Raw genomic sequence first — 21,029 nt, forward strand, 5'->3', positions numbered from 1 at the left:
CTCTCTTCAGTATAGCTTTTACAACATAAGTACGTCTTACTGTTTTGATTCTAATATTACTAATCTTATTAAGACCAAATCCACATATCATCATTATTTTGAGTGTTATTGTTTACCTCATGCACTTTTTCGATATGATCAACTGTGTTGTAATTAATAGAAATGCCGCCCCAACCTACATACTTCATATCAATTTTAACTTTCTCACCTGTTTTAAATACTTGTCCCTTTGTTAAGAACACGTCAATAATGTCTTTCTCCCCATTTAGTGATGGATACTCAACAACGACATATTTAGTAGCACTGTCTTCCATCGTACCTACTTCTGATACTTCACCAATCACATAATCAGGTGAGCCATTTTCTTTCAAATGCATACCTAATTTGTTTGTAGTATTTTCAACTTCTGTTGCAACCATATATTCCGTAAAATTACGCATCATAGATCCAGTCGCTTTTACTTCGTCTCCTACTTTCACATTCGAAAGATTTTCTATATACACACTAACAGGTTCTTCGTATTGTTTAGATTTCACAACAATCACACCATGATCCACTTCTACAACGTGTCCTTCTAATGTCGAGAAATTCGTTTCAATAGAAGCTGCACTCGCTTTTGTTGCTTCTAATCCTGGTAGATTCGTTCCTGATAATGCTGCGAACCCTAAAGCACCTGCTAAAATTAATTTTTTCATACCCATTCTATAACATCTCCATTCATGATGATTGTATTTGTTTGATTGGTATCGACCAACTTGTAACCATTATAGTTACAGGTTGGTCGAAATTGCAACCATTTTATTCATGCAATCCTGCATACTACATTTTCGCAATATATCTATGTAATTTTCTTATGCCTGTTTCTAACTAACAAAAAATAACTTGATAAGGTAATTAAAAGACCTACTATTTATAATGTAATCCTCGTTAGAACACAAAAATGCAAACAAAAATTAAAAGGCTAATACTTTCTTTTTTTGGTAAAATTATCTTCATTGAGATAACAGGAAAGGATTTGTTGCTTTATCACGGCAGAAAAAACACAGTTTGTAAAAAAAGAGCATTATATCCCCCAGTTCTCTATGAGATCTTTTGAAATAGCTAAGGGATTTTGTCTCACAGTGAATTTAGAAGCTGGCACTTTGGAAGCTAAGGAAAAAAAACAGGGAATTATTACAACAACTCAAAAATAAGCAAATAGATTAAAATACTGTAAATAGGACTAAATTATTAACATAAAAAATAAGCACATCTTGTAAAAAAACAGATGTGCTTATTTTTAAATTTTTATGCATTTTTACGTTTTAGGAAAATCACTCCACCCACAATTAACAATAATGCACCTGCAGCCATAGAGATCCAACTTGTAAGGTTAGTACCTGTTTGCGGTAACCATCCAATTTTAGATTGAATTTCTTTCTTAGGTTGTGGTTGTTCTTTTACTTGCTCTTTAGGTTGTTCTGATGTTGGAGTATTTTTATCTGGATTCGGCTGTTCTGGTTTAGGTTGTTCCGGTTTTACCTCTTTAAATTTCACTGTTTGACCCTTATCTTCAATGTCAACGTGAATAGCGGCTAAGACATTATCTTGATACAGTTCTTCAAACACTACTACTTCTTTACCTTGTAATGCAGAAGCATTAAATGTGAAATCTAGTGTGATAGAACCATTTTTCTCTTTTGCAGTAAACTTAGATTCTGCTGTTACTTCTTTACCATCAACTAATAATGGCTTGTTTGTTGCTTTATCCATTAGTTTACCTTTTACAACGTACTCTTTACCCACGATTAAGTCTTTGTATTCCACTTTATCTTGGATTGTTACAGATTTAGAAGCGTCTAACTCTTTAGAACCATCAGCTTTGTTTGTAGCTGTTGTTTTAATGGAAGGTTCTACAAATCGAACTGTTTGACCTACATCGTTAATGTCAGCGTGAGTTGCAATTACTTGACCTTCATGTAATAAGTCTTCAAACACAACTACTTCTCTTCCTTGCTGTTCAGCACCAACAAAAGTAAAGTCTAATGTTACAAAACCATTCTTTTCTTTTGCAGTAAACTTAGTCTCAGCTGTTACTTCTTTACCATCAATTAATAATGGTTTGTTAATAGCTTTGTTCATTAGTTTACCTTTTACAGTGTACTCTTTACCTACAACTAAGTTAGTATACTCTACTTTATCTTGGATAGTAATAGAATCGTTTGCATGAATCTCTTTTCCACCATCAGCTTTGTTTGTAGCTGTTGTTTTTACAGAAGGCTTAACAAACTTAACTGTTTGACCTTTGTCGTTGATATCAGCATGTGTTGTAACAATTTTCCCTTCTTTCAGTACATCTTCGAATACTACTACTTCTTTTTCTTCTAAACCAGTTGCATCAAATGTGAAGTCTAAAGTAATAGAACCATTTGCTTCTTTTGGTGTAAACTTAGTTTCAGATGTTACTTCTTTACCATTTACAACTAATGGTTTATTAGTTTCTTTATCCATTAATTTACCTTTTAAAGTGTACTCTTTACCTATTTGTAGGTCTTTGTATTCCACTTTATCTTGGATGGTTACAGACTTAGAAGTGTGCATTTCTTTTGTACCATCTGTTTTATCAGTAGCTGTTGTTTTTATTGAAGGAATCTTTTCATCTTTGACAATGTGTTTAATGATTTGACCATTCTCTTTGATTTCAAAAGAAAACGTTTCTTCATTCAATACATAACCTTTTGGTGCAATAGTTTCTTTATATGTGTATTTTCCAAATGGTAACTTTTCAAACTTCGCGATACCTTTATCGTCTGTTTTTCCTTTTACTACTTCTTTTCCTGCTTCATTATAAATTGTAAACTCTGCATTTGGAAGTTTGTTGTTTCCATCAGCTACATCAACTTTTGTAATTTCTAGATCACCTTTAATAAGATGATTGACTGCCAATAGCTCAATAATTTTTCCGTGTTCCTTTATTTCGAACACAATTGGTTCTGTAATAAGAACATAACCATTTGGAGAGGCCTTTTCTACAAATGAATATTTACCATACGCTAAATCTTTGACGTTAACTTCACCATTTTTATCTGTCTTATATTCTCCAATTACTTTCCCACTTGCATCTTTTAACTCGAATACTGCACCTTCTAATTTCTTGCTGATATCTTCATTATCTACTTTTAGTAATTTCACACTACCTTTCACTTCTGTATTTTCCACTGTAAAAGTAAGTGTTTTATTGTGCTCTTTAATTTCAAAAGGATACTTTGTTTTATTTCCAATATATCCATTAGGTGTTTTTGTCTCTAAGAAATAATATTTACCATACGTAAGACCATCAACATTTGCAATTCCATTTTCTTTTGTTACTACTTTTTTTACTTCTTTCCCATCTTCAGTAAAGACTGTGAATTCAACATTAGGTAAAACCTTTCCTGAATCACTAAGTTTTTTAATTTCGATGTTACCTTTTACTTTGTTGTTTACTACTTGAACAGCTCCTATTTCCCCTGTCTTAACTTCAATAGTTTGTGGTTTATCACCTGAAACATAACCTGTTGGTGCTTTAATTTCTTTTACTGTGTAGGTACCAATTGGTAGGTTATTTAATGCTGCAGTACCATCAGCACCAGTCGTGATTTTTCCAACTGATTCATTATTTGCATTAAAGACTTCAAATACTGCACCAGCTAAAACTTCACCATTTTCTCCAACTTTTTTAATTTTTAAAGAACCAGCAGCTTCCCAATTTACTGCAAGGTCACTACTAAGCTTCTCTTCATTTCTTTCTAGTAGTACTGTAGCATTCTGAACAGTATCAGTACCGCGGTAAGCAATTGCTTGAACTTTAGTTAAGTTAGCAGCTACACTTAGATTAAATTCACCTGTTTTTGTATCTTTAGGAATTTGGATACGGAATTTTTCCCCAACTGAAAGCTGATCTTTCACTTCTCCATTTTCACTAACAATTTTAACTCCATTAGGTGCATTTTTCGCTACTACCTTATAAGAACCACTCTTAGCATTTGTTTGTACTGTGTATAGGTTTGTTTCAAAGAACTCACCCTTTAATTCTGCCTTTTGCTTTTCAGCAGGAATCACGTTCATAAAAATATCTTGAGTATCTTCACTTGTATTTGCAGCATTAATAATTGCCTTAGCCGCTTTTTCAACATTTTTATTCTCATGCTTTAATTCATTTACATCAAGTTGACCTAATGCATTCCAAACCGCAAGCTGAGTTGCATAATGTGCTTCATTCTTATTAGCTACTCCCAGTTGTTCTACACTTTTTTGTGGGAAACCATTTAATAGGACCCTATATACTACATTATCTGTTTTCCCCATTTCAGGAAGATCTTCACCATTTGGTGATTTTAAGCCAAGAGTTAAACAATAAGCAATTTGGCCGCTTGAATTTTTAATAATTTCAGTTCGAATGTACTTACCTAAACTGTTGCTATAACTCCAGTTCATTGAATACTTTTCATGCGTCATAACCTCCGCATTTGCCTTCGGTAGAAACACATTAAAGAATAATGCTAGTACTGATAATAATGCAAAAACTCTTTTAACAACTCTTTTCCCCAATTTTAAAACCTCCCTAGATAAAATGAATCTGATGTATTATTCAAATATTTAAAATAATCACAACGAAGATATTTCATATTATAAGACATAAAGTTACAAATATTATATTATTTTTACAAATTATTTATTTTCTCAACATCCACTATAAATTATGATATTAAAACATTTCATTTCATAAAAGTAACAATATTAGGATACCTTAACAAAATAAGAAACTTGGTAAAATACTAGAATAACGGTAGTTGGAGTACGGAAACGATTTTTGGCATGAAGGACCACTACAAAGATATTTTAATATGTAAACAGATATTTTCAGATTGAATATATGTATTAATAATGAAATTTTATTGCATTTACACCTGCAATGTTTATATAAAAGATAGTAAATTATGTTTTTATAGGATTTTTTCTATTAGTTTACTGGAAATTTGCATTATTATGTGACAATAAATATCATTGTATTTAATATAAAATGATATAAAAAAAGGGGTACGCAGATAATTGTTAGAACTTTCAATCAATTAATTATACTAAAATTAGTATTAAGAATATTAGTAAAAAAGTAACAACGTTATTACGAAGTTCGAATATTGGTCTAAGTACCCTAGCATCTCAATGGTAACCTCTTGAATACTTTTACGTTTTTAAATAAATTAAAATAACAAAAAAATAATAATTTTTAATTTTTTCTTTGTAATTTAATAAGTTACATGTTAATATGGCGAAGGTTATAAAATGGATTTCGCCATACACAATGTTTTTTCGGAATATTCACTCCAGAGAAACGTAACTATTTCAGTAATTTGCTTCATCTTTTACCTATACAAGGGCTACTTTCAATTTTTTTGTTCATAAGTAAAAGTAACTTTTTATTTCTATCTTCCTCATCGATTTTAATATAAATGGTAAAAAAGCACTTTTTCAAGTGCCCTTCCTTTTCTTTTTTAAAGATAGAAAATCTAATAAAATCAAACACCTAGATTAAACACATACATAATCCTACTTACAAACTCTCAGAGAGGTATAAACTATGGGAATTCCTACACTATTATTAAATACATTTATTATTATTATTTGTATCCTTAGTTACCAAGTATTTTGGCTAGAACATAAAGAAAAAATGGCATGTAATAATATATTAATTTCTGTACTTTCCTCCACTGCAATTATTTTTTGTATGACTTTCCCTTTTCATTTACACGCTGGGTTCATTTATGATTTACGTTTTATTCCCATTATATTAGTTTTTCTATATGGAAATACAAAGAGCATTATTTGTATTGGAGTTTTATATCTTTCTTATAGATTTTACTTAGGTGGAAGCGGAGTCTTCCCATCATTTATTATCTTTACTATTATTTCTGTTATTACAATCATGTTTCGTTACTTGTCACCTACTTATTTCAAGGAAAAGAAGATATTATTAAGTATTCTACTTATTTTGATATGTACAACTTCCCTTTCTATCTGCGGTATTGTAACGCAAATAAATACAGGTGGTAAAATTGACTCTACTCTCATTGAATTTTTATTCAATTATATAATCATAAATATTTTCACAGTATTATTATCAGTTTATTTAATAGAAGGAATGATCGAGAAATATAAAATAAAAGAAAGAATGCAAAGAGCAGAAAAATTTTATATAGCTAGCGAACTAGCTGCATCGATCGCGCATGAAATTCATAATCCACTGACCACGGTACGTGGATTCACTCAATTACTAAATGAAGATGAGAGTGCTAAGATGTCTCAAGATAAGTACTTAGAAATTATGTTACTTGAAATGCAGCAAATACAATCTACTATTAATAACTATTTATCTTTAACCAAACCACAAAACATTATAAAAGAGGAACTAGATATTAATTACATATTAAATCAAGTGAAAGATAATATTTCACCACTCGCTCTTTCATATAATGTTGAAATAAAACAGCATATTACAACAGATTCCCTTTACATAAATGCTAATACTGAAAAATTAAAAATATGTCTAACCAACATCATACAAAATGGAATTGAGGCTATGAAAAATGGTGGCGTATTACAAATAAATATACAAAAAATAAAAGATAATATTGTAATTGATATTATTGATACAGGAATAGGAATGTCTTCCCAACAAATAAAACGTATTGCCTTGCCATTTTATTCAACAACAGAAAAAGGTACTGGGCTTGGTACTATGATTGCGTACAGTATTATTAAAGAATTAAACGGAGATATAGAGATAGAAAGTGAACTAGGAAAAGGAACACACTTTTCTATCACCATCCCCTGCTAATATAATAGAAGATTTATTTAAATGATAATGTTTGCTGCGTATTTACTAATATGAAATGTATTAAATAAACAAATAAATAGAGGACGTAAATAATGCGTCCTCCCTTTAGTTCTACCCTCCATAATTCAATACTACTTCCATTTGTTTCGCCTTCGATATATCCCAGAAAAGTTGAATTCACTTTATTTTTTATCGTTTTTAGCCAAGAAGACTCTTTCCCCAATTTGTAGGTGTATAACACCAACAAATTGGGGGGAGATGAAAAGTCTAATCATATGTTTATGTTTAAAAAGGGGGTACCACCACATCACCATTAAGCTAGGAAATGTAAATACCCCCTGAACTAAATCCTCAAAATAACTAACTGTAGAAAAAGATTTTTTTCATTTCTCCCTATTATCGTACTAAAATCATAATTGGCACTAGCTTATTTTACAATCCGGTTACGGATTGCTATTACAACTGCCTGCGTACGGTCTTCGGCACCAAACTTTTGAAAGATGCGGTGAACATGTGTCTTGACCGTACTTTCACCAATATAAAGCTTTTTGGCGATTTCTCCGTTACGCAATCCGTACGCCATCTGTTGTAGCACTTCCAATTCCCGATCCGTTAACGGCTCAAACGGCTGGGCGTCAGAAGTAAACTCCGCTGCCTGCTGCAACTGTTGAGATGAGCGGACGACCTGACTGATCACTTTTGCGGCGACCGTTGTACGGAAAATTGCTTCACCTTTCCACGCAGCTCGAATGGCATCTACGAGCTCTTCTGGCTCCGCATCCTTAAGTAAATAACCTACCGCTCCCGCCCGAATGCCGTCGTAAACATAATCTTCCTGATCGAACGTGGTCAAAATTATGACTTTGCACAACGGATTAACCTCAATTATGTTACGAGTAGCTTCAATCCCACCGCCCTCCGGCATTTGGACGTCCATCAGTACCACATCAGGATGAATACGATTAGCCAACAAAGCAGCTTGGTTTCCGCCAGCTGCTTCCCCAACAACCTCCATGTCCTCCTGTGCGTTTATAATGAATCGTAAACCATGTCGGACCAACTGCTGATCATCCACAATTAGGACCTGAATCGAATGCATCGTCAATTCCCTTCACCTTCCTTTTATCCATCCTCATGCAGCGGCATTAAAACTACGAGCTTTAGGCCATGGGGATCTACCCCATGAATCCGTAAAGTCCCGCCTGCTCTCTCACTTCTCGCCTTCATGCTCGTCAGCCCTAAACCGGACAAAATTGGAGTTCTATCAGTCCATATCCCATTGTCAGCTACCGACATTGTCAGTACTCCCTCACTTTCCGAGACCTCAACATCAACGTGGGAAGCATGAGCATGACGGATAACATTGGTAAGCGCCTCCTGAAGAATCCGGTATAAAGATTCTGAAATTTCCGGATTAATACTACTAATCGAACCATCTACAGTAAGTGCAATGTCTAAGTGCCCCTGCTCCCGGACTTGCTTCACCAAACTTTGCAAGGCTACCAAGCCAAGCCCCGCTTCATTAACCGCCATCTGGTGAACGACCGTACGTACGTCCTGCAAGCAGCGACGTGCCACTTCCAAAGTAGTTTTCAGCGAAATATCTGCTTCCGCCGCATCTTTTTTCATGATATAAGGCAGTGCCTGAAGCTGAACGATAACTGACGTTAATCCATGTCCGATGCTGTCGTGAAGATCACACGAAATCCGATTTCTCTCTTCCAGTACAGCAAACCATAGCAAGCGAACAGTCGCCTCCTCCAAATCTTGGTGTGTCTGTTGAAGCTCTTTATGAGCCTTCTCCAATTCGGCATGTACTTCCCGCAACTGTTCGTAGTGTCGTTTGCTCGTTTCGGTCGCTTCCCGTTTCAATCTCGCTCCCCAAAACATCACGTAAGTACCTGCATGCACGATTGAATAGACAAGAATCTTTTCTGTTTGCTCTCTCAGCAGAAAGAAAACAAGTGCATCCGCCGCGATTATAGCGCCTGTTAACAAAACGGATGATTTGGTGGGCATCCGTAGTACTATATATCCTACAAGATATAAGACGAGGACGACGGCTGTACTTTCCGCATCAAAAATTACCCAATACATTGCCGTCAACATCCACGTTCCAATAACGGAAGCAATGCGGGTACGTTCACCCCACATCCTTTCGGGTAGCCAAAGTAGAGCCAAATAAGCACAGCTGACTAGCAATCCAGCTGCCAATTTAGGAAAAGATGTTACTTTTGCCTTCCCTATGAAGAAGTTGTACAGCAACAACAAACTTAAAATAACAGTTCGACTACGATTGAGCATATATTGCCCTAACGCTGCAAGCTGCCGTTTGATTTGCATATATGAGCCTCCCGCAGAATTGTTATTCCTATTATAACAACTTACACACCAGCTAACTAGCAGCTCTGTCCCCCCGTTAGTTGTTTATATTTCAAGTAGATAACATAACGACGGGTGATAACACTGCCAAGCGGAATAAACAGCAATGCTGTACTTAAGGAAAGCAAAGCATGTTGTGCTCCCCAACTGCCCACAAGCAAGCGTAGCAACATGACTACCAGAAAAATAACGACGCCGGCAATGGAACCTTGTGAGGTTGCTTTCCCCGTTACTGGATTGATACATACTTTCTCCAGCTTTCCTCTCCATGCGCCGATTGTTAGCCCGACAAACAGACAGATCAAATAAAGAAAGAAACTACCTCCGCCCAAATCAATCTGTTTCATGCTGGAAAAAATTAAATAAACGAATAGTGCCGGTGTAATCCATAAACGGGACGGCCGGATTTCTTTCTCCCTTAAAGATAACAAAATGACAATAGCCAAAATGATGAGATAATTAATCATGTTTTTCCTACTCCTCTTCCTTTTTTAGGGTACATAATCAGTGTAACCACCAGCGGCCAAATAAAAGTCCATCTACAGGTTGATTTTTTCGCTCCATCTTCAGATTGAATACCAGCAGTTGATTGATTTCACCCGCTGGCACACGTATGTTGTCGGATTATCCCAAAACAGTTTTTATGGCTCTAGTACAAAAACTATAAAACGTATGCTATGAATCTATAAAGCATAAAGATACTGATATTAATACTTAAAAAATAAAAAATTAGTTATTTTTTTTATGAAGTCAACAAAATAGGTTCTGGTGCAAAAACTAAGGACAATTGCAATGAATCTATAAATCTTGGACATACTGTTACTATTCCTTTAGAAAGGGTGCGTGATTGGTATGGAAAAGGAAAATGTATTCAAATGGAATCATTATCAGCCTGATATTATTTTGTTAACGGTAAGATGGTACCTACGGTACAACCTTAGTTTTCGTGATTTGGTGGAAATGCTAGAAGAACGGGGTTTATCCATTTCTCATACAACGATTATGCGTTGGGTTCATCAGTATGGTCCTGAATTGGACAAACGAATCCGTCGTCACCTCAAACAAACAAATGACTCTTGGAGAGTCGATGAAACATATATCAAAGTAAAAGGTCAATGGATGTATCTGTATCGTGCTGTTGATTCGAAAGGAAACACAATTGATTTTTTCCTAAACAAAACAAGAGACCAGAAGGCTGCAAAGCGCTTTTTCAAGAAAGCTTTACGGTCTTTTCATGTTTCAAAGCCACGTGTTATAACAGTCGATAAGAACCCGGCTTATCCTATAGCAATTGAACAGTTAAAAAAAGAAAAAAGCATACCTGATGGTATGCAACTTAGACAACAAAAGTACTTGAATAACATAGTAGAACAAGATCATCGCTTTATAAAGAAGCGAATCCGTTCTATGCTAGGGTTCAAATGTTTTGACACAGCTACATCCATTCTTTCTGGAGTAGAAGCCATGCATATGATTAAAAAAGAACAGCTTGATTTACGGGACCAGTCTGTCCAAAATCAGAAAGAATTCATCCATCAATTGTTTGGACTTGCAGCATAAGATACGATTCCGTTAGGAATATATGCGCTTTATTCTCTTTTATTTTATTTTTGCACCAGAACCGCAAAAGTTACTAAGAATAACTCAAATAGCCTTTTTTTGCTCACCCCGCCACTCCCTTACAGTAATTTCCCTTTGTTTCATTTTATAAGAACGTAGTGTGTAGCAGACTATGAATATTTTACATAATCATGCCTTTTAAAATACAACAAACGACTGACCCTTCAACTTGCAATATATTCTCCCTTAATTACAAAAAACGAACCTCGAATTGTTCCAGCAAGTTTAGACTTCTGCCTAGCAAACTTAAATTTCGCTTCTAAATCCTTTGGTATCTCCATTCCCTCAGAAAGCTTAAATCCAACAGCCCGCTTCTTCGGATTATCCAATGTATACATGATGTTGATTGCAAGACCATCCTCATAGAAGACATAGGCAAATTTAATATTTTCCACTTGAAAACATGATGTTTCTAAAGGTTTAGCCGCAAACTCAATATCACGTTCTTCTTTCAAAATGCGGTTCACATAATCAAGAGTCTTCTCGCTTTCACTAGCTGGTACAACCGTAAATTCATGCTTGTATTTGTTCATAAAGTAACGTGCTTCATGGGCACGTAAACCAGCAAGCGCTTCTGCTACAGGTGAAGACTCTAAGCCATCTGTAGTTACATTTTTAAAATCAACGATATTGGACAATTCCATCTCTCCTTTTAACTCTTTACTTCCTAACAACTGGAATCCACATTTCACCAAATACTAGGCCGTTTTGCTGCCCCATCTCAACTGTTGTATTTGGCCCACCAACATAGGCAAAATCTTTTGCTTCTGCTAATGCTTGGCCAAATGCAATACCAGTAAGCTTATTACTTAGCTCCTCAGATGTCTTGCCCTCCCCTTTAACTACTAGGTATTCTCCCCTCGGAAACTGGATAACTCTAGATTCTTCTTGTATCGTTGCCTCTGTCATGACACCAGCGTAATACATCATCTTGTTATTCACCGCTTCGCTCACAGAAAAAATGTAATCATTTGTGGCTAAATCCTTTAAAGTGTCAAGCCTTCCATCTTGTTTAACGGCCTCCCAAAAGTCTTCCTTTTCTTTATTTATTCCAGCAAAGTCTGTGTATTCGCTCTTAAGTTCCGTTCCAATACCTAACACGATAAAGCTATCTTTTTCTTCTAAAGTATAATTTTTCATATTCAAAACCTTCCTCTTTTTTAAATTAATCAAATGATTTATCTTTTCATCTGATGAGTTTATAATATCCTTAAATCATGTCAAAAAATGATACTGTTTAGGAGAGCAAAATGAAAAAAGTTGAACGAATTAATACGATCATGCGGTATATCAACAACCGCTCCCACTTTACAATTTCTGAAATCATACGAGAATTTAACATCTCACGATCGACAGCTATTAGAGACATTAAAGAAATTGAAGCCATGGGGATGCCACTCGTCACTGAAGTTGGAAGAGATGGGGGATATTTTGTCATGCATAACTCTATCCTGCCCGTTGTTCGCTTTACTGATAACGAGGTCAAAGCTCTTTTTATTGCCTTTATGGCCACAAGAAATCAACAGCTTCCCTATCTAAAGAGTCGTCAGTCTTTAGCTGAAAAACTAATAGGACTCATCTCAGAAATCCAGCAAGATGACCTTATTCTTTTAAATCAAATCTTGCTTTTTGAAGGAACTAACCCTCATAATCCTGACCTACTTGAGCTTTCTGACCTCCCCCATCCTATGTTAGAAAAACTCATCCAAATCCTTCTTTTGGATAGTCATTTATTGATTACCGTAAAAGAAGAGGAAGAAATCAAGTCTTATCCAATTTATCTACTACACCTTTATCAAGAAAAAAGCCATTGGATAATTGAAGCCTTTGACATAAAAGAAGAAAAAAAGAAGATGCTCCCTGTCGATCATCTCGTCAATGTCGAACCCTATACGACGAAAAAGAGATTAAGTAAGAAAAAGATTTTAGAAAAACTAAGTAAGAAGGACGAAGCAATCAACCTTGTACTTGAACTTGGTCCAAAAGCGATTGCCCAGTTCAAAAAATACCATCCTATAAAAATTTCTATTTCCTATACAAATCCTTACCAATCCACAGCCATTCTAAAGACTTTTATCAATGTTAACAATCTCGATGAATTAACAGAAATAACAAATTGGCTACTTTTCCTAGGTAAAGATATCAAAATCAAGGAAGTGCCTGAAGAAGTGTTAGAAGGTTTAAAAGAGAGATTATGTTTATACTGCCCATAAGCAGTGACCAGTTAAACCCAAAATAATATTGAGTTTGACTAGATGCCAGTTACTTCTATTCAAATACCTAGTAAAAACATTTTATTTACTACCGCTACTTTAAACGCTCTTCTTGTAATAACGCCAACACAAAAAAGACATGAACTAATCTTTGTTCATGTCTTTTTATATTAGAGTTTAACCCTCATTAAATTACTTGTTTAAAATTCGAATGTGGATTTATCTTATCCATAATCTCTTTCATTCTTTATTCATATCCCACTATTTTAGCACTTGAACTAACAATAATGAATTAGAATAATGACTTAATACTTGCTAGGACAGTAAGTATACCTACAATAATGACAAATACATTGCTCATTTTCCCTCTGTATTTAGCCAGTACTGGTACTTTACGAATCGCATACATTGGTAATAGACATAAGATCGCAGCAACTAACGGACCGCTAAGGGAATCAATGATTCCAAGAATACTTGGATTTGCATAAGCAACATACCAGCATGTTAATACGACAAAAGAAAGAATCATTGTCTTAACTGTTTTTTCTTCGATAGCTTTTCCGCGTGTTTTACCAAACTTGATAATTACGTCACGCATTACCTCATATGCCCCTATATAATGGCCAAGGAAAGACTTTGTAATAGCCACAAAAGCAATGATAGGCGCTGCAATAGTGATTACAGGCGAATTAAGCTCATTAGCAAGATATGAAAGGATCGATAAGTTTTGCTCTTTTGCCATTTTAAGATCCTCTGGAGTCAAACTCAATGTACTGCTCCAGACGAAGAACATAACAACCACGAATGTCATGATATAACAAACCTTTTGTATTTGTGCACATTTGGCATCAGTAGCTTCTATTCCATACGTAGCCCTCTGTTTCACAACGAATGATGAAATCATAGGTGAATGATTAAATGAGAATACGATGATTGGTAGTATCATCAATATCGTTCCAAAATATCCTGTTCCTGTTGAAGCAGTAGAAACACTTGAAAAACTAAGCATTGACGTATTCCACTGCGGGATCAAAGATATTGCGATAAAAAGTAAAGAAGCTATGAAAGGATACACTAGCATACTCATGATCTTTACAGTAATATCTTGACCAAAATTTAGTATAGCGATAAGACCAAGCACTAATACAAGCGATAAAATGGCCCTTGGAGGCTCCGGCATGTGCAATTGATGCACGATAAAACTACTTGCAGTATTTGTAAGCGCAACCGAATACATCAGTACGATTGTATAAATTGAGCCGAAATATACTATGTTAAAAATGATACTTGCCTTATTTCCAAAATACTCTCTAATTGTACCTGTAATCCCCTGATCAGCAGAATTAGAAGCGTATATCATTTTAGCAAGCGCCCTATGTGAGTAATACATAACTGGATATGCAAGCAATGTAATTAGCAGTAATGATAATAAGCCACCTGAACCTGCATTAATAGGTAGAAAGAGTACTCCTGCTCCAATTGCTGTTCCAAAAAGGCTCAATGCCCAGGTAGTATCTTGTTTATGCCACTTTTTAGGATCTAGATATTCCTCATTTTTCACTGCAGTATTTTCAGCTTGAAATTCTATTTTTTTTGCAGTATTCCCATTCATATAATAAATCCCCCTTGTATCCTATTCTTACGTCTCTTTTTAGGCTTAAGAATATAGACCATTCTTAAAAATGAACCGCTTACTTGATGCACCATATTGTAAACGATTCCACCTAAAGCTGTCTCTCTTAATGTGCGAGGCATTTATCCTCCAACCCTATACTTCGTCAGCATTGATGATATTGTTTACACCAGCTAGTACGATGTCCGCTGCTACTAAACTATTTTGAAGAAATCCCCCTTCTAGTCACACACCTTTCTGCAATTAATCGTTTCAGTCTGTCCAATTTTAAAATGTTTGATATTTTCTCCGTAGGTAATCGGTTACCTCTCGACGCCCTCATTATAACGTTTATATTTGCGAGTCTAATTTTTTTTTATTTTTAGAAAGACAGAATAAACAGAATTATGAATAGATAATAAATTACAATTGGTATATAGCAATTGTGTCTATTTTTTGAAGCTGTATTAGTTAGCAAAAAGGGGAAAATAATACAGATATCCTTTTTGTTAACACGTTGATTATATTGGGAACTCATTATAAAGATAGTTATATTCCCCTTTTCTGAAACATCTTATTTTAGACGTGAAAACTGTTATAATAAATAATCATTGTAGATATAAAGGAATAAATTAAGAAAACATAAAATCATCTAACTGAATAATTATAACTAATATCGAATTAACATGCATTTTTCAGAAAAAAGGAACTTCTCTCACTTAGTACCATCACACCTTCTATTATGTTTGACACGTTACGCCTGTTAAAAGAATAACACCACAAGTTTCCATTTACTATATGTAATATTTATTAAGTGTAGTTTTTTCTAAATATGTATAATTGCATATTTAGAAAAAAGAGTATACTTTCGTATTGTGTAATAAAGATATAGCCCACCTACGAAAATAGGTGGGCTTTTCATGTATAAAAATTGCATTTATTATATGGCAATTAGAATTGCGGTCAAAATATTATCTCTTCCCCTTTAACTCTCTCAGTCTGCTTTTTCTCAACGCCTGAGCCTACTTACGTCCCAACTGCGTAACCAGTAAGAATACTAACAATTATAGCAATAACTATGATTAATGTGATTTAAATCCATTTTCCCATATATATTATTCCAGAAGATTTAGTTGCCATAGTGCACCGAACTTGTGGTGTTACCCTAACTGACGTTTAAATGCTTTACCGGCGAAGAAGTAAGCGATAACCATAATGCCAACGCACCAAGCAAGTGCGATCCAAATATCGTTGCCAACAGTCCCTTCATATAAGAGGGCACGAATCGCATTCACGATTGAAGTCACAGGCTGGTTCTCAGCGAACGCACGAACAATTTTTGGCATCGTTTCGGTAGGAACAAAGGCCGAACTAATAAAGGGCAGAAAAATCAGCGGGTACGAGTAGGCTGTCGCCCCTTCCATAGACTTCGCTGTCAAACCAGGAATGATAGCCAGCCATGTTAGCGCCAGCGTAAACATCCCAAGTATTCCAGCTACCGCAAGCCAATCCAGAATATTAGCGCTGGAACGGAAGCCCATTAAGAGCGCAACAAGGATAACCGCCACGATAGTAAGCACATTAGCAACAAGTGATGTTAATACGTGAGCCCATAATACCGACGAACGCTTGATGGGCATAGTAATGAAACGTGCCATCAGCCCACTCTTTACATCCGTAAACAACCGCACGGAAGTGTAAGCGACACCGGATGCGATAGCCATCAGCAAGATTCCCGGCAATAAATAATTGACGTAGTTGTCCGTTCCTGTCTCTATGGCACCACCAAATACGTAGACAAACAACAACATCATCATAATCGGTGTAATAGCTACCGTAATAATCGTATCTGGACTACGCATAATGTTGCGCATTAAGCGCCCTAGTAATACCCCTGTTTTGCTCTTCATTTACATCTCCTCCTTTTTGCCGATGATCGCAAGGAAAATTTCTTCCAATGTCGGCTGCTTCTCGATATACTCCACTTTTGCTGGCGGGAACATCTCTTTAAGTTCAGTAAGAGTACCAGTCGTGATAATTTTTCCGCCATGCAAGATAGCAATACGGTCAGCCAGTTGTTCTGCTTCCTCCAAGTACTGAGTCGTCAGCAAGATCGTTGTGCCACCGCCGGCAAGTTCCTTGACTGTATCCCACACTTCAATACGCGCTTCAGGGTCAAGGCCTGTCGTTGGTTCGTCGAGAAAAATGACTGCTGGTGTCCCGATCAAGCTCATGGCGATATCAAGCCGGCGCTTCATCCCTCCCGAATACTGGTCTGCCCTCTGGTTGGCTGCATCGGTCAGACTAAACCTTGCAAGCAAATTATCGGCAACTTGAGCGGGACTAGAAACTCCACGCAACTTGGCGATCATTATCAAGTTTTCTCTCCCAGAGAGCATACCGTCTAAAGCTGCGAACTGTCCTGTCAGACTGATGCTTTGACGGACATGATCCGGTTGATGCTGGACGTCAAAACCACAAATACCTACTTCACCACCATCTTGCTTCATCAGCGTCGAAAGGATATTGACCGTCGTCGTCTTGCCCGCTCCATTTGAGCCCAGCAGCGCGAAGATTTCGCCACGCTGCACCTCAAAATCCACCCCTTTTAAAACTTCCTTGTCTTTAAAAGATTTTTTTAAACCTTTTACAGAAATCGCTGCATTGCTCATACTTTTTCCCCCTTATAAAAATAGATTACCTATACCCTCTATTTAGTATCACTGATAATCAGTATTACTTAGTAGTGGTTTAAAAATATAACTGAATAGCGATGGCAGCAATTCACATTTGTAACCAGCTAATCAGTCGGTATTACCTATTGCATTTATTTTTTTCTCAATTGCTTCATGATACTCTCGTTCAAATCTTCACGATACTTGGAGACATACGTTTTAGCGTTTGCCACTAATTCGTCAGCAAAAGATGCCACGTCCTCCCCAGTGATTTCAAGCACTTGTCTGCCTTCCGCCGCACCAGCTTCAAACAAATCGATTAATTCATACTGAATGTGCAGCATATCCATCCCGTTGCCCGCTGAAAAATTCCACATGTAGTTTTGAATTTTCTTAAATACAAACTGGTAGTCCTCTGGCAGAGCCCCAACTCGTGCCATCATCATTTTGTACTCTTTTTTATCACCAATTAATTTTTTGAACATTTCTAACATTTTATTTCCCTCCTTTTTTATAAAGCAGAACAAGAAACCCTCAAAATATCGGCCGGAATATTTTATTTTATGAGGCTAGTTTGACTTCAAGACGTTAATTTTTGACGATACAAAATCCCATTTTTCCCAAAACAATTCAAGCTCCTGGCGGCCATCATCATTTAACGAATAAAACTTACGAGGCGGTCCCATATCTGACGGTTTCTTTTCAATATTCACAAGCTTTTTCTTTTCTAATCGTACGAGGATAGTATACACCGTTCCCTCTACGACTTCGGTAAACCCAAGATCATTCAGGTGGCGGGTAATCTCATAGCCATATGTTTCACGGCGGCTGATGATTTCCAGCACACACCCTTCTAGCGAACCTTTCAGCATTTCAGTTAAATTTTCCATATTATGATCCTCCTCTACCCCCTATTCTGTCTGACTTATATTCAGTATCACAGAGTACTAAGGCGAATTTTTACTGAATAGTTTTTTTGTGAATCTGAACTATTCAGTATTACTTATTACAACTACATTGTATGACTAAGTAGAGGGAATGTCAACTGGATTATAAAAAAAATTAAAAAATCAGCTATATCCCAATCGGATACAGCCTCCGTTTAATGATGGACTATCCATATACCTAATAAGCTAAAAAAGCTCTACAACAAAAATATATACATTTTTTATTGGAGGGGGTGCTCCCCCATAGCTAGCTATGGGGGAGCATCTCGATTTTATATATTTGACCTTATTTCCTTATTTATATACAGCTAGTTTTGTAATAGTTGTTTTTTTATAATCGGCCATTCGCTTGTAATAATACTATATACAATCGCATCTCTTACATAACCGTTTGGTAATTGTCTCTCATTTCGTAACTGTAGAGATATAAAATTTCCGTTTTGAGAATATATTAAAATCTTACGTTGATGAGCATGGACGGGACTCCTAATATGAGTAATATGTATGAAACATTTCAAAAAAGTAATAAAAAGAGCTGATTCAAAGTGTAGTTTAAATCCGCTCTTTTTTTAGTATTTTTATACCGATATATCGTGTTTTTTTCGCGATGCAAATTGTTTTTCACTACGATTTCCCATAAATATAAAACATAGAGACAGGTGCGGTCAGAGAAGATTTAACAAAAAGAGTTTACAACAGAGGTTAGCCGTACATGAGACGAGCCCCTAAAATAACATTCCGCTAGAAATTTTTGCGCTTTTATTTTATTTATGATAGTTGATTCACAACGCTTTCTAAAAATTTGTCTACCTTTTCTTTTGATGTATCCGGCGCATGATAACCAATTGTAAATGTAAGTCTTCCATTATAAGAACTTGCTCCCATTAAAAAGAATGGTGCATACATAATGGGTGATGTCATATACCCGTCCTCAGCTTGGATTTCACCAAACTGAATAGGTTCATCAGCAATTACTCCGAAATTTGTCAGTAACGGCAGCGCCATCCCCATCTGTACAGCCTGTTCGTATTGCTGATTATACATTTCCTTCACCGTAGATAGCTTCATACCTGCCAGCAACTCCATTCCTGCTGCTGAAGAAAGACCTGGATTTTGAGACTTTATTTTATCCATTGACTGTTTAACTCGAACAAGAGTCTGATTAAATGTTTCATCGTCTTCCATTTTAATCACTGGCATTTCCATACCAGATAAGTTGCAAATAGCACCAGTTGTATAATTAGGCAGATATCGACGTAAATCAATTGTCAAACCGATCATTTTTTCTGTGGTGCGGGGTTCTGCATACACAGTGAAATGTGATAAAGCTCGGAAGTATGCAGTCATGATTACATCATTCAAGGTAGCCTTTTGTACTTTTGTCCATTGGGTTAGACGTAGAGTTTGCTCATGACTCAATCGCCGTACGGACATTTGGGGGAATTTATTTTTGTTAGGTTGAGATGGAAAAGACCATAACGATGCCTGTTGTTCTTGGTTAGGACGATACGCACTTTTTATGTCCGATATTCCAGCATATTTGAATACATGTGATTGATCTCGAAAACTCTTATTTCCCTCACCAAATTCCTTTATAATTTGATTCTTAGATCGTCCCAAGGAAAGCTGAGTATAAATTGTTCCAAGTAAATTAATATATTCCTTGACTCCTGCACCATCTGAACATAGATGAGATAATTTCACAACTAACATATCTGTTGTAGTACCTCGTAATAATTTTGTTTGAACCATAGGTCCCTGAATACGATCACCAGGTTCCTTAATAAAATCTATTGCCATCATTTCAAGTTCTTGATTATTTCCTTCTGCAAAAAAGCAAATAGGTGAGTTACTGCCAGATGCATGTTCCTCCCAGTAAGGAAGATCATTTTCTACAAACCGGCTGTTCAAAACTGGCTGTAATTGTAACGTTATCCTTACTGATTCTTCAAGTATTTCCTTTGATATACCTACAGGAAAATAAAGAACTGCATTAATTTGTTGATCTGCAGAATAAAGACCTAATACATAATTCATTCGATCTTGTGATGTTACTGAATACTTTCTTTGCTCCATAATTCCGTCCCCCTTTAGGACTTTTTGTATAACCCAATTTTCCATATGCTTGTAATTTTTCTTCAAGAGCTAATAACGCTTATTTTTCGAATTTTTAACAAAATCATCTTCTCCGTATTGGTTTCATTCTTTTTGCAGGTGATATATCCATTATTTTATTGTTATTAACATTGCCTAACCACTTTAATAAAACCAAACAAAAATAAATTTAGTTTATATATACACAAATTTTTTATGATAACGTCTATAAAATATCAATACGACAAATAAATCATTTTTATGTCTGTCAATAAAAAACAATATATTCAAGGGCCACTTCATAATAAAAGGTTGATAGGCATGTATATGTACCCATATCGCTATCAAAATAAGAATGAGAATTTTTGCAACAAAAATATGCTACAGATATTGATTTTATAGTAAAAAAGTTCCTCCATTTTGAAAATGTGCAATCAAAATGAGTAGGGCTATTTCCGATTTAAATTTTATAAAAGAATGATTATCATAAATAATATTTTATTTTTTAGTCTACCGTATTATTTTCAATCTTTTTTCCTAATAAATAATTGGATTTTATTCGTATAATTTGAGGGGGTATCGTTGGTTGTTAAAAATAGAAAGCTTATTTTAAAATCAAATGAAAAAGAA

The 21,029-nt window shown here is 35.5% G+C and carries 16 protein-coding genes and 2 pseudogenes; 3 read left to right on the forward strand and 15 right to left on the reverse strand.

Annotated elements, in window-relative coordinates; translation table 11 throughout:
• Positions 1–68 precede the first annotated feature (68 nt).
• Together KPL75_RS03530 and KPL75_RS03535 are read right to left on the reverse strand one after the other, a co-directional pair.
• Positions 69–701 carry a hypothetical protein gene (locus tag KPL75_RS03530; RefSeq protein ID WP_219919419.1) on the reverse strand — a complete coding sequence of 211 codons (633 nt, stop codon included), beginning with the start codon at positions 699–701 and terminating at the stop codon, positions 69–71.
• Between the two features lie 586 nt (positions 702–1,287).
• Positions 1,288–4,569 carry a VaFE repeat-containing surface-anchored protein gene (locus tag KPL75_RS03535; RefSeq protein ID WP_219919420.1) on the reverse strand — a complete coding sequence of 1,094 codons (3,282 nt, stop codon included), beginning with the start codon at positions 4,567–4,569 and terminating at the stop codon, positions 1,288–1,290.
• Between the two features lie 1,030 nt (positions 4,570–5,599).
• Here KPL75_RS03535 and KPL75_RS03540 point away from each other — a divergent pair.
• Complete coding sequence (locus tag KPL75_RS03540) at positions 5,600–6,856, forward strand: ATP-binding protein (protein ID WP_219919421.1); 1,257 nt, start codon at positions 5,600–5,602, stop codon at positions 6,854–6,856.
• Between the two features lie 427 nt (positions 6,857–7,283).
• On the opposite strand, the gene KPL75_RS03545 is transcribed toward KPL75_RS03540, so the two are convergent.
• The 3 genes from KPL75_RS03545 to KPL75_RS03555 are packed head-to-tail and all read right to left on the reverse strand — an operon-like array spanning position 7,284 to position 9,705.
• The gene (locus tag KPL75_RS03545) at positions 7,284–7,961 is read right to left on the reverse strand and encodes a response regulator (RefSeq protein ID WP_309137446.1); all 678 of its coding nucleotides are present in this window, start codon (positions 7,959–7,961) and stop codon (positions 7,284–7,286) included.
• Between the two features lie 17 nt (positions 7,962–7,978).
• On the reverse strand, positions 7,979–9,199 hold the full coding sequence (locus KPL75_RS03550; RefSeq protein WP_219919422.1) for a sensor histidine kinase: 1,221 nt from the start codon (positions 9,197–9,199) through the stop codon (positions 7,979–7,981).
• 56 nt (positions 9,200–9,255) lie between these two features.
• The gene (locus tag KPL75_RS03555) at positions 9,256–9,705 is read right to left on the reverse strand and encodes a hypothetical protein (RefSeq protein ID WP_219919423.1); all 450 of its coding nucleotides are present in this window, start codon (positions 9,703–9,705) and stop codon (positions 9,256–9,258) included.
• A 385-nt stretch (positions 9,706–10,090) separates the two neighbouring features.
• On the opposite strand from KPL75_RS03555, the gene KPL75_RS03560 reads away from it, so the two are divergent.
• Positions 10,091–10,798, forward strand: coding sequence for an IS6 family transposase (locus KPL75_RS03560; RefSeq protein ID WP_219919424.1), 708 nt, complete (start codon positions 10,091–10,093; stop codon positions 10,796–10,798).
• 224 nt (positions 10,799–11,022) lie between these two features.
• Here the strand turns inward: KPL75_RS03560 and KPL75_RS03565 are convergent, their stop codons facing one another.
• Positions 11,023–11,532 carry a phage tail protein gene (locus tag KPL75_RS03565; RefSeq protein WP_219919425.1) on the reverse strand — a complete coding sequence of 170 codons (510 nt, stop codon included), beginning with the start codon at positions 11,530–11,532 and terminating at the stop codon, positions 11,023–11,025.
• Positions 11,519–11,998, reverse strand: a complete 480-nt coding sequence (locus KPL75_RS03570) for a GyrI-like domain-containing protein (RefSeq protein WP_219919426.1) — start codon at positions 11,996–11,998, stop codon at positions 11,519–11,521. Before KPL75_RS03570 ends, KPL75_RS03565 begins: the two co-directional genes overlap by 14 nt.
• Before the next feature lie 110 nt (positions 11,999–12,108).
• Here KPL75_RS03570 and KPL75_RS03575 point away from each other — a divergent pair, with 110 nt between their 5' ends.
• The gene (locus tag KPL75_RS03575; RefSeq protein WP_219919427.1) at positions 12,109–13,071 is read left to right on the forward strand and encodes a helix-turn-helix transcriptional regulator; all 963 of its coding nucleotides are present in this window, start codon (positions 12,109–12,111) and stop codon (positions 13,069–13,071) included.
• Positions 13,072–13,363: 292 nt separating this feature from the next.
• On the opposite strand, the gene KPL75_RS03580 is transcribed toward KPL75_RS03575, so the two are convergent.
• The 8 genes and pseudogenes from KPL75_RS03580 to KPL75_RS03610 form a co-directional block, all read right to left on the reverse strand.
• Entirely contained in the window at positions 13,364–14,683 is a 1,320-nt protein-coding gene (locus tag KPL75_RS03580; protein ID WP_199661480.1) for an aromatic amino acid transport family protein, read from the reverse strand.
• A 146-nt stretch (positions 14,684–14,829) separates the two neighbouring features.
• Positions 14,830–14,987, reverse strand: a pseudogene (locus tag KPL75_RS27365) (L-serine ammonia-lyase, iron-sulfur-dependent, subunit alpha); the annotation flags it as partial.
• An 856-nt stretch (positions 14,988–15,843) separates the two neighbouring features.
• Positions 15,844–16,593 (reverse strand): ABC transporter permease, encoded by a 750-nt coding sequence (locus KPL75_RS03585; protein WP_219919428.1) that lies wholly within the window; start codon positions 16,591–16,593, stop codon positions 15,844–15,846.
• Positions 16,594–17,355: an ABC transporter ATP-binding protein gene (locus KPL75_RS03590; RefSeq protein ID WP_219919429.1), complete on the reverse strand. Its 762-nt coding sequence runs from the start codon at positions 17,353–17,355 to the stop codon at positions 16,594–16,596.
• Positions 17,356–17,510: 155 nt separating this feature from the next.
• Positions 17,511–17,852 (reverse strand): DUF1048 domain-containing protein, encoded by a 342-nt coding sequence (locus tag KPL75_RS03595; protein WP_002014108.1) that lies wholly within the window; start codon positions 17,850–17,852, stop codon positions 17,511–17,513.
• A gap of 75 nt (positions 17,853–17,927) precedes the next feature.
• Complete coding sequence (locus KPL75_RS03600) at positions 17,928–18,248, reverse strand: PadR family transcriptional regulator (RefSeq protein WP_064475931.1); 321 nt, start codon at positions 18,246–18,248, stop codon at positions 17,928–17,930.
• A gap of 365 nt (positions 18,249–18,613) precedes the next feature.
• A pseudogene (locus KPL75_RS03605) lies at positions 18,614–18,721 on the reverse strand (N-acetyltransferase); the annotation flags it as partial.
• Positions 18,722–19,073: 352 nt separating this feature from the next.
• The gene (locus KPL75_RS03610; RefSeq protein WP_219919430.1) at positions 19,074–20,381 is read right to left on the reverse strand and encodes a condensation domain-containing protein; all 1,308 of its coding nucleotides are present in this window, start codon (positions 20,379–20,381) and stop codon (positions 19,074–19,076) included.
• Between the last annotated feature and the right edge of the window lie 648 nt (positions 20,382–21,029).

The sequence above is a fragment of the Bacillus sp. NP247 genome (genome assembly GCF_018966865.1).
Taxonomy (GTDB): Bacteria; Bacillota; Bacilli; order Bacillales; family Bacillaceae_G; genus Bacillus_A.

Bases quoted from the DNA above. Each gene is read 5' to 3' on its own strand.
- KPL75_RS03530 (WP_219919419.1), bottom strand. From the start codon at position 701: ATGGGTATGAAAAAATTAATTTTAGCAGGTGCTTTAGGGTTCGCAGCA.
- KPL75_RS03540 (WP_219919421.1), top strand. From the start codon at position 5,600: ATGGGAATTCCTACACTATTATTAAATACATTTATTATTATTATTTGT.
- KPL75_RS03550 (WP_219919422.1), bottom strand. From the start codon at position 9,199: ATGCAAATCAAACGGCAGCTTGCAGCGTTAGGGCAATATATGCTCAAT.
- KPL75_RS03555 (WP_219919423.1), bottom strand. From the start codon at position 9,705: ATGATTAATTATCTCATCATTTTGGCTATTGTCATTTTGTTATCTTTA.
- KPL75_RS03560 (WP_219919424.1), top strand. From the start codon at position 10,091: ATGGAAAAGGAAAATGTATTCAAATGGAATCATTATCAGCCTGATATT.
- KPL75_RS03570 (WP_219919426.1), bottom strand. From the start codon at position 11,998: ATGAAAAATTATACTTTAGAAGAAAAAGATAGCTTTATCGTGTTAGGT.
- KPL75_RS03575 (WP_219919427.1), top strand. From the start codon at position 12,109: ATGAAAAAAGTTGAACGAATTAATACGATCATGCGGTATATCAACAAC.
- KPL75_RS03580 (WP_199661480.1), bottom strand. From the start codon at position 14,683: ATGAATGGGAATACTGCAAAAAAAATAGAATTTCAAGCTGAAAATACT.
- KPL75_RS03585 (WP_219919428.1), bottom strand. From the start codon at position 16,593: ATGAAGAGCAAAACAGGGGTATTACTAGGGCGCTTAATGCGCAACATT.
- KPL75_RS03590 (WP_219919429.1), bottom strand. From the start codon at position 17,355: ATGAGCAATGCAGCGATTTCTGTAAAAGGTTTAAAAAAATCTTTTAAA.
- KPL75_RS03595 (WP_002014108.1), bottom strand. From the start codon at position 17,852: ATGTTAGAAATGTTCAAAAAATTAATTGGTGATAAAAAAGAGTACAAA.
- KPL75_RS03600 (WP_064475931.1), bottom strand. From the start codon at position 18,248: ATGGAAAATTTAACTGAAATGCTGAAAGGTTCGCTAGAAGGGTGTGTG.
- KPL75_RS03610 (WP_219919430.1), bottom strand. From the start codon at position 20,381: ATGGAGCAAAGAAAGTATTCAGTAACATCACAAGATCGAATGAATTAT.